General features: G+C 52.3%; 8 protein-coding genes. 6 read left to right on the top strand and 2 right to left on the bottom strand.

Annotated features, from left to right (window positions below; genetic code table 11):
* A partial coding sequence (fruB, locus tag RT340_RS08135; RefSeq protein ID WP_313375270.1) for a fused PTS fructose transporter subunit IIA/HPr protein occupies nt 1–1,070 on the bottom strand: 1,070 nt, incomplete at its 3' end.
* Between the two features lie 276 nt (nt 1,071–1,346).
* Nucleotides 1,347–1,601, bottom strand: coding sequence for a YkgJ family cysteine cluster protein (locus RT340_RS08130; protein WP_097116606.1), 255 nt, complete (start codon nt 1,599–1,601; stop codon nt 1,347–1,349).
* 149 nt (nt 1,602–1,750) lie between these two features.
* Between RT340_RS08130 and yeiP the strand changes: the two genes are divergently transcribed.
* The 6 genes from yeiP to RT340_RS08100 all read left to right on the top strand — a co-directional run bounded on the left by yeiP (nt 1,751) and on the right by RT340_RS08100 (nt 8,976).
* Nucleotides 1,751–2,323, top strand: coding sequence for an elongation factor P-like protein YeiP (gene yeiP / locus RT340_RS08125; RefSeq protein ID WP_034824964.1), 573 nt, complete (start codon nt 1,751–1,753; stop codon nt 2,321–2,323).
* 95 nt (nt 2,324–2,418) lie between these two features.
* Nucleotides 2,419–3,393: a GTP-binding protein gene (locus tag RT340_RS08120; protein ID WP_313375267.1), complete on the top strand. Its 975-nt coding sequence runs from the start codon at nt 2,419–2,421 to the stop codon at nt 3,391–3,393.
* A 45-nt stretch (nt 3,394–3,438) separates the two neighbouring features.
* On the top strand, nt 3,439–4,146 hold the full coding sequence (locus RT340_RS08115) for a phosphatase PAP2 family protein (protein WP_097116604.1): 708 nt from the start codon (nt 3,439–3,441) through the stop codon (nt 4,144–4,146).
* A 516-nt stretch (nt 4,147–4,662) separates the two neighbouring features.
* Nucleotides 4,663–5,238 carry a bifunctional murein DD-endopeptidase/murein LD-carboxypeptidase gene (gene mepS, locus RT340_RS08110; RefSeq protein WP_034824970.1) on the top strand — a complete coding sequence of 192 codons (576 nt, stop codon included), beginning with the start codon at nt 4,663–4,665 and terminating at the stop codon, nt 5,236–5,238.
* 298 nt (nt 5,239–5,536) lie between these two features.
* Complete coding sequence (locus RT340_RS08105) at nt 5,537–7,102, top strand: cyclic di-GMP phosphodiesterase (RefSeq protein ID WP_313375264.1); 1,566 nt, start codon at nt 5,537–5,539, stop codon at nt 7,100–7,102.
* Nucleotides 7,103–7,167: 65 nt separating this feature from the next.
* Nucleotides 7,168–8,976: an extracellular solute-binding protein gene (locus RT340_RS08100; RefSeq protein WP_313375262.1), complete on the top strand. Its 1,809-nt coding sequence runs from the start codon at nt 7,168–7,170 to the stop codon at nt 8,974–8,976.
* Nucleotides 8,977–8,978: the final 2 nt, after the last annotated feature.

Below are 8,978 nucleotides of genomic sequence, written 5' to 3'. Positions count from 1 at the left end.
TGTGCATCTTCACCGCTGGCGGTAAAGCGCAGGCGATGGCCTTTTTTCACGCCCAGCGCGACAACTTTCATCAGGCTGCGTCCGTTGGCCGGTTTGCCGCTGCCGTCAAGGTTGGTGACGGTGATGTCACTGTTGAACTGTTTAATGACCGTAACCAGCGCAGTACCCGGACGTGCGTGCAGTCCGTGCTCGTTGCGGATAGTAAATTCAGCCACCAGTTGATCCGCGCTTTCATCCACTTCACTGGTCAGCAGCGCCAGGATGCCTGCCGCGTCGGCTTTCATCAGACGTTCAGCTTTGTTGCTCAGCAGCAGATTGCTCAGATAACCCAGCACTTCCAGCGGACGATCGTCAGTGGCGGCCACGGTCAACAGCAGCGCCACATTCTCGCCCTGATGCACGAATGGCGTGGCGGTACGGCTGACTGCAATGGCGCTACCAAGGTTGCCATTGGCGCTGTCACTCAGCCAGATGCCCTGTCCGAGGCTCAGCGGCGTACGCGAAATCGCATCCGCCACAAACGCCGCTTCAACAGCTCCTGCTGCCTGTAAACGTCCAGCGTTCAGCGCCTGCAAGGTGATGAGATCGCTGGCTGCAACGTCAACCGCAATCAGCGAGGTATCGAATTTGAACTCAGCCGCCTGCTTTTCACCCATCAGGATGGCACGGAGATCTTCGGCTGAGGCGGTTTTCAACTGCTCTGCGATACTGTCATCGCTCAATACGTGAGTCAGCTGACGCAGCAGCGCAAGATGTTCATCTGATTTTGCCGCGATACCGATGGCGACATAAGCCGTTTGCCCGTCACCCCACTCCACGCCCTGCGGGAACTGATAAACCTGTACGCCGGTCTTCAGCACCATATCGCGCGTATCGGTGGTGCCATGCGGAATGGCAATACCATTACCCAGGAAGGTGGTGGTCTGCTGTTCGCGCGCCAGCATGCCGTTAACGTAGCCTTCCGACACATTACCGGCTGCGGTTAACGCAGCGGCAACCTGACGGATAGCCTCTTCTTTATTTTGTGCACTGGCACCGGTATGGATGGCCTGAACGTCGAGCTGGAACATATTTCTCCTCGCTTGCTGAAATTGAATCGTTTCAGCTTAATGGCGAAAAATTACGCTGTACTTCTCGGGGGTTACCGAGAGGACAACGCTGAAACGTTTCAGGGAATATGGTACAGCATGAGAAAGCAGGCAAGAAAATGCGCGATCGGCGTAGCAGATTTTTGATGTTCCGCACACTTCAGATCGGATTTAAGATTTTTCAGGCCTGTACGGCTGACGTCATTGCTGTAACGCATGGGTCACATAAGGCAAATTCTTCAGCACCGCGTCAGCAATTTAAGGCGCGGTATCTGCTTCGAGTTGTAACAGGAAGGTCATCGCGGCTTCGCGACTGCTACCGCACATCTCTGCGCTGGGCTGTAAACCCGCACAGACTGCGGGACGCAGCGGAGAACCAAAAATTTTGCAGCGCTGATTGTCATCCAGCTGAACGCAGCGGGTATTGGCCGGTTTGCCCTGGGGCATGCCGGGAATCGGGGAAGAGATTGAGGGGGCTGTGCAACAGGCACCGCACTGGTCACGACAATACATCATGCGCTCCTGAGGATTTCGTCGCGACAATAGCAGGCTGATGACGGGAATGCCATGCGCGGGCAACAATTTTACACTGCCTCCCTTGCCTGTTTTTCACGGCGCGAGTAACGTGGCGCGCATTAACCTTTTCACAGCGAGTTATCCCCATGCCAAAGGCAAATGAAATCAAAAAAGGAATGGCTGTTACCTGGAACGGCAAACTGTTGCTGGTAAAGGACATTGATGTCCAGAGCCCAAGCGCACGCGGTGCTGCCACCCTCTATAAGATGCGTTTTACCGACGTGCGCACTGGCCTGAAAGTGGAAGAGCGCTTCAAGGGTGACGATATTATCGATGCCATTCAGCTTAGCCGTCGCGCCGTGACCTTCTCTTATATAGACGGTGACGAGTACGTGTTTATGGATGATGAAGATTACACGCCCTATAGCTTCAAGAAAGATCAGATTGAAGAAGAACTGCTGTTCATCCCTGAAGGCGGCATTCCTGGCATCCAGGTGTTAACGATGGAAGGTCAGGTGCTGGCGCTGGAACTGCCACAGACCGTGGACATGGAAATTGTCGATACTTCACCAGGCATTAAAGGCGCTTCCGCCAGCGCACGCACCAAACCCGCAGGCATGAGCACCGGCTTGTCGATCCAGGTACCGGAATACCTGAGCAATGGCGATCGCATCCGTATTCACGTGGCTGAACGCCGCTATATGAGTCGCGCGGACTAACCGCACGATTTTATCCGGCCGCTGAAGGTTGTTATAGTATAACAACGTCGTGCGCGCCGGGTATGTTGTCCGCGCGCCTGAAAATGGAGCCTGTAATGACGCGCGTTAATGTAATCACCGGATTTCTCGGCAGCGGCAAAACCACTACTCTGCTGCATCTGTTAGCCCATAAACCGGCCAATGAAAATTGGGCGATTCTGGTCAACGAGTTTGGCGAAGTAGGCATCGACGGCGCACTGCTCGCCGATCGCGGTGCCACGCTGAAGGAAATTCCTGGCGGTTGCATGTGTTGCGTGAACGGCCTGCCACTGCAGGTCGGACTCAATATGCTGTTAAAGCAAAATAAGCCCGATCGTCTGATTATCGAACCCACCGGCCTTGGCCACCCTAAACAACTGCTGGATATGCTGCGCGCCGCTGTGTATCAACCCTGGATTCAGGTTGATGCCACCATCACGCTGCTTGATGCGCGCCAGTTAGCCGACACGCGTGTCGTCGAGAATGAAAACTTCCGCGATCAACTGACCGCCGCCGATATTATCGTCGCCAATAAGAGCGATCGCTGGAGCGAGGAAGATCGTCAGCGCTTGCAGCAGTGGCAACAGGACAACCTGGGCGATCGCCAACTGGTCGAGTCGGCCTGGGGTAAAGTCGACCCCGCCCTGCTCAGCCAGCCCGCGTTGACGGATCGTGCGGTTCCTGAAGCGGCCCATCATCATCATACTTCACGTCCAAAAGGACTGGCAGCACTGAAACTTGAGGGTTCCGCACGTTGGCGCCGTGCATTAAATGAAGGCCAGGGCTATGCTTCCTGTGGCTGGATTTTTGATGGTGATACCGTGTTCGATACCATCCCGGCGCTAGAGTGGGCGCGGCTTGCACCGGTGGATCGCGTCAAAGGTGTACTGCGCACACCAGACGGTCTGGTGAACATTAATCGTCAGGGTGACGACTTCTTTATGGAAACGCGCCCCACCACACCGCCGGACAGCCGTATCGAGTTAATCCACCACCAATCTGTGGACTGGAACGTTTTGCAATCATCCTTGTTGAAGATTCGTTTAAATTAGCTGCGTTAGGTTGCCCCGTTATTTTTCTTTCTGAGTCTATTTCTTATGCGCGCGTCTCGTTTAATCACCATCCTGCTGCTGAATGCATTGGGGATCATGCTGTTCTTCTCGTGGTATCTGCCGCCAGACCATGGTTTCTGGTTTGGTATTGATAAAGCCATCTTCTTTAGCTTTAACGATAAGATGGTGGATCACCACGGTTTCGCTTTGCTGGTGGCGATCACCAATTACCGTGGCTTTGATGCGGTATCGCTGCTGGCGATGGGTCTGCTGTATCTGTGGTTCTGGCGTCGTGAAACGCCACAGGGCCGCCGCCGCATGCTGGCCATTGGTATCACCATGCTGCTCACCGCCGTGGTGCTCAATCAATTGGGTCATTTGATCCCCGTGCAACACGCCAGCCCAACGCTGTTCTTTGACAACGTGCATCGCGTGAGTGAACTGACAGGGATTCCGGCGAAAGATGCCTCCAGTAATAGCTTCCCAGGCGATCACGGCATGATGCTGATTATTTTTGCCTGCTTTATGTGGCGTTATTTTGGCTTTCGCGCTTTCCTGGTGGGTTTAGTGATTGTGGTGGTATTTGCACTGCCGCGGGTGATGGCGGGTTCTCACTGGTTTACCGATATTGCGGTGGGATCGATGTCGGTGATTCTGGTGGGGTTGAGCTGGTGTTTATTAACTCCGCTCAGTGACAAACTGGTGAATTGGCTCAATCGCGCCCTGCCAGGGAAATATAAGCCACGCACATAATTGTCAAGCGCGGATGACAATAAGTAGAAAAGTCGATCATCCGCGCTTATCGAATTCAGAAATACATTATTAGCAGGCTAACGTTTTTCTATTAAAAGAAAACATTATGATGCAAAACGCGTAACAATCGCCTTTTTCCTGGCTTGTCCAGCCAGAAGCCTCTCAAAATCAGCCCTAGCGCCGGAATTACCCCCTGAAAACCCGCCTTATTGGCTATTAAATCGCTACCAATCGTTGATAAAGTAACCATTGTGTTACGGATTGATTTCACATCAATAAAAGCTATAAAAATTTATATAAAAGCACTCGCCACGCGGTCTGTAATCGGTTAACCTCAAACGCGATTACTTAGAGTGCAGCATAAAATTCGGTGCCTTATGCAACAAAAATGTGTTCATTAACACATTTTAGTAATTAAGGAATTGTCTTAAGCCTTAGCTCTTATTAATCTCAAACCCGTTTTGTCATCTGGCTGGCGACATTGTGTCGTAAGGACTTCAAAGGAACACACGTATAATGGTCAAGTCTCAACCAATACTGAGATACCTCAGGCGGATCCTTCCCGCAGTAGCATTAGCAACACTCTTATCGGCATGTAGTAGTACGCATAACGGTCAGAACGCGAATAACGAGAATCATGAAGTTAACAACCAGAATGGTTTTTTACTTCAAGCGTCTCAGGACGAATTTGAACAAATGGTGCAGAATGTGGACGTTAAGTCCCGCATCATGGAACAGTACAGTGACTGGAAAGGTGTTCGTTATCGCTTAGGCGGCGACACCAAACGCGGCATTGATTGTTCTGCTTTTGTTCAGCGCACCTTTCGCGAGCAGTTCGGTTTAGATTTACCCCGTTCAACGTCAGAACAGCAGGATACGGGCAAAGAGATTTCTCGCGGCAAACTGCGCCCGGGTGATTTAGTGCTGTTCCGTGCCGGTTCTACCGGACGACACGTTGGCATCTATCTGGGTAACGATAACTTCGTTCACGCGTCCACCAGCAGTGGTGTGATGATCTCCAGTTTAAACGATAGTTACTGGAAAACGCGTTACCGTGAAGCCCGCAGGGTTTTAGCTAAAAACCCTAGCTAACGTATCCTTTTGAAGATCCTCTCAGCCAGAGAATCAGAAAACGCTGCCCAGGCAGCGTTTTTTTTCGCCTGCCGTTTCTTAACGCAAATCCGATAGATAAAAAGTAATTGAGAATCAGAAATATAACGAGACTTTTCGCGCTTCCTCGTTATATTCTCGTTTGCTTACTGGCAGCAAATTGTTGCGTCTTCGTCGGCTGAAAAAAACCGTCCTGATGCAATGTTTTACGCCAGACACCAGCGAGCAGTAGTGCACGATTTACATAATAATAATGGCGCCATAAAGGGGAATGCACTCCATGCCACTGTCGGGGACGTTAAAACGTCATGCAACCTATTCGCGCCGTATCGCCTGGAGTAGTGCGATCATCGGCGGTGTGTTCTTTCTGTTGTTTGTCATCGTACTGCTGACGCTCACCTGGCAAAAACGAGTACAACAACATGAACAGTTGCTGATCCATAGCCGCGACGATCTACAACAGGTGATGTCGACCCTGGTGGATACCCTTTATCCATTGCAACAATACACCCAGCTTGAATGCAGTAGCGTCAGCCGCGAACTCACTTCACGTGCCGCCTTTGCCGGCAATATCCGCGCGATTTTGCTGGTACGTAACAGTAATGCCTATTGTTCATCTGCTACCGGCGCCTTTCTGCTGCCTGCGAATGATATTTCGCCACAATCGGAACTGGAGCGCGATCGCGATTTACGCTTACTGGAAGGCACGCCCCTCTTGCCAACCAAACCGGCGCTGGCGTTGTGGATGAAGAATCCAGGCTCAGCTGAGACCGGCATTCTCGCCACCATGAATATCAGCCTGACGCCTTATCAGCTGCTGGCTTCTTATCATCCCGAAATCACCGGTATGGCGTTGGTGATTGGCGATAAAGCCCTGCTGAGTGGCAAGAATCAGGTGGTGAACATCCACGATTTACCACCAGCCTTGAAAGAAATGAGTTTTAAAGATAATGGCATGCGCTTCGTGCTGTACGGTACGACGCTGGCGCAACGCGATTATCATCTGATCCTGCTGACCGGCCTCCTCTCAGCCCTGTTTATGAGTGCGGGTAGCTGGCTGCTGCTGACACTGTATCAGCGTCCTGGCAAAGAGATTATGCAGGGCATTAAACGTGGTCAGTTTCATGTTGAATATCAGCCCCTGGTCACCGCCCACGATGGGCAACCGTATGGCGTTGAAGCACTACTGCGCTGGACACATCCCACCGAGGGAATGATTCCCCCCGATGCCTTTATTAGCAACGCCGAAGCGCAAAATCTGATTATTCCCCTGACTCAGCATTTGTTTAAGCTGGTGGCACGCGATGCGAAGTTCCTCTGCCAGCAACTGCCGCGCGGCACGCGTATGAGCCTGAACCTTTCCCCTCTGCATCTCGCATCAGAAAGTTTTCGTCAGCATGTGCGGGAGTGGATTGCCGACATGCCAAAAGACCACTTCAACTATGTTTTTGAAATCACCGAACGCACCATGGTGGGCGAAAGAAATGCTGGCGAGATTTTTGCCTGGCTGCATGAGCAGGATATTAAAATTGCCATTGATGACTTCGGCACTGGCCACAGCGCATTGATCTATCTTGAACGCTATCCGTTTGACTACCTCAAAATTGATCGCGGTTTTGTACAGAGTATTGGTACCGAAACGGTGACCTCACCGGTACTGGACGCGGTATTGCTGCTGGCGAAGAAGCTCAATCTCAAAACCGTGGCAGAAGGCGTTGAAACCGGCGATCAGGCAGCGTGGCTGGTGAACCGTGGGGTGACACATCTGCAGGGATATTTATTCAGCCGCCCGCTGCGTCCGGAAAACCTGATCAGTTATTACCAACGTCAGGCAGCACTCGGTTAACGTCACGCTATCGTCACGAAACTGCTACCATTCAGTGCGGATTATTTAAGGAGAGCGCCCCACTTATGCTGCTGCGTCTTGTCACCGCGTTGTTGGTTTGTAGCGCCATCGCGCCACTGCATGCGGAAACCATCAATGAGAGTTATGCCTTTGCCAAGCTGGGCGAACCGAAGTATGTGGTGAATTTCACCCATTATGATTACGCGAATCCCGCTGCGCCTAAAGGCGGCAAGATGACCATCGCGGTGGTGGGCACTTACGATAACTTCAATCGCTTTGCTTCACGCGGTAATCCTGGCGTCGGCACCGATACGCTGTATGACGGGCTGTTCACCACCTCCGATGATGAGCCTGGCAGCTACTATCCCTTGATTGCTGAATCCGCCCGCTATCCCAGCGATTATCACTGGATGGAAGTCTCCATCAATCCGCATGCGCGTTTTCAGGACGGCAGCCCGATCACCGCCAAAGATGTCGCTTTCACCTTCCAGAAATTTATGACCGAAGGTGTGCCGCAGTTCCGCGTGGCGTTCCGTGGAGTTGAAGTGAAAGCGCTCAACAATCTCACCGTGCGTATCGACATGCCGAAACCGGACAAGGATATGATCCTGAGCTGGTTAACGCTGCCGGTATTGCCGCAAGCCTTCTGGCAGAATAAAAAATTCAACGAGCCGATCGGCTATCCCCCGCTCTCCAGCGGCCCCTATCGCATCACGTCTTATAAGCCAGGTCAGTTCATTCAATACAGTCGGGTGAAAAACTACTGGGCGGCAAATCTGCCGGTCAATCGGGGACGTTTTAACTTTGATACGCTGCGCTACGATTACTATCTTGATGACAATGTCGCCTTTGAAGCCTTCAAAGCCGGCGCCTCCGATCTGCGCGAAGAGGGTTCGGCGAAGAAGTGGGCCACGCAATACCGCGGGCGTAACTTTGATAGCCACGCCATCGTGAAAGCCACCACGCCGAATACCGTCTCCACCGATACTCGCTGGCTGGCCTTTAACAATGAAAAACCGCTGTTTGCTGACCGTCGGGTGCGTGAGGCGCTGACGCTGGCGTTCGATTTCGAGTGGATGAACAAAGCGCTGTTTTACGGGGCGTACAAACGCACTGATAGCTATTTCCAGAACACCGCCTATGCGGCCAAAGATTACCCTAAAGCCGACCAGCTCATTCTGCTGGCACCGTACAAAGCGCAGCTGCCCGCTGAAGTGTTCAACAACGACTATGCACCGCCGCGTTCCAATGGCAGCGGCTTCGATCGCGGCAATCTGCTAAAAGCCATGAAGCTACTAAAAGAAGCGGGCTGGCAGATTAAGAATCAGCATCTGGTAAACGATAAGACCGGACAGCCCTTCCGCTTTGAACTGCTGATGCGCAGCGGCACGCAGAACGACTGGGCGCTGCCGTTCCAGCATAGCCTGCAGCGTTTGGGGATTCAGGTGGAGTTGCGGCAAATTGATAGCTCGCAGTATCTGCGCCGTTTACGCGAAGGCGATTACGATATGATCCCAACGCTGTATCAGGCCAATCCATGGCCCTCCACCAACTTACGTATCAGTTGGCAGTCGCAATACATTGCCTCCTCGTGGAACACGCCACGGGTGAAAGATCCCATCGTGGATCACTTTGTGCAGGAGATCGTCGAACATCAGGGCGATGAAAAAGCGCTACTGCCACTGGGCCAGGCACTGGATCGCATTCTGTTATGGAATGCCTATATGATCCCGATGTGGTACAACGCCGAACAGAGGCTGGCATACTGGGATAAATTTTCCCGCCCTGAAATCAAACCCGCGTATGCAACCGGGTTAGAGAACTGGTGGTATGACGTGAACAAAGCCGCACAATTGCCGGCCGACAGACGCTGAGG

Source organism: Pantoea sp. CTOTU50773, from assembly GCF_032082325.1.
Classification (GTDB): Bacteria; Pseudomonadota; Gammaproteobacteria; order Enterobacterales; family Enterobacteriaceae; genus Pantoea; species Pantoea communis.
The sequence above is the reverse complement of the archived record's forward strand: the minus strand, read 5'-3'. Positions and strand labels throughout refer to the sequence as shown.

What these genes read in the sequence shown, in the direction of transcription:
- RT340_RS08130 (WP_097116606.1), bottom strand. Translation starts at nt 1,601, where the DNA reads ATGTATTGTCGTGACCAGTGCGGTGCCTGTTGCACAGCCCCCTCAATC.
- yeiP (WP_034824964.1), top strand. Translation starts at nt 1,751, where the DNA reads ATGCCAAAGGCAAATGAAATCAAAAAAGGAATGGCTGTTACCTGGAAC.
- RT340_RS08120 (WP_313375267.1), top strand. Translation starts at nt 2,419, where the DNA reads ATGACGCGCGTTAATGTAATCACCGGATTTCTCGGCAGCGGCAAAACC.
- RT340_RS08115 (WP_097116604.1), top strand. Translation starts at nt 3,439, where the DNA reads ATGCGCGCGTCTCGTTTAATCACCATCCTGCTGCTGAATGCATTGGGG.
- mepS (WP_034824970.1), top strand. Translation starts at nt 4,663, where the DNA reads ATGGTCAAGTCTCAACCAATACTGAGATACCTCAGGCGGATCCTTCCC.
- RT340_RS08105 (WP_313375264.1), top strand. Translation starts at nt 5,537, where the DNA reads ATGCCACTGTCGGGGACGTTAAAACGTCATGCAACCTATTCGCGCCGT.
- RT340_RS08100 (WP_313375262.1), top strand. Translation starts at nt 7,168, where the DNA reads ATGCTGCTGCGTCTTGTCACCGCGTTGTTGGTTTGTAGCGCCATCGCG.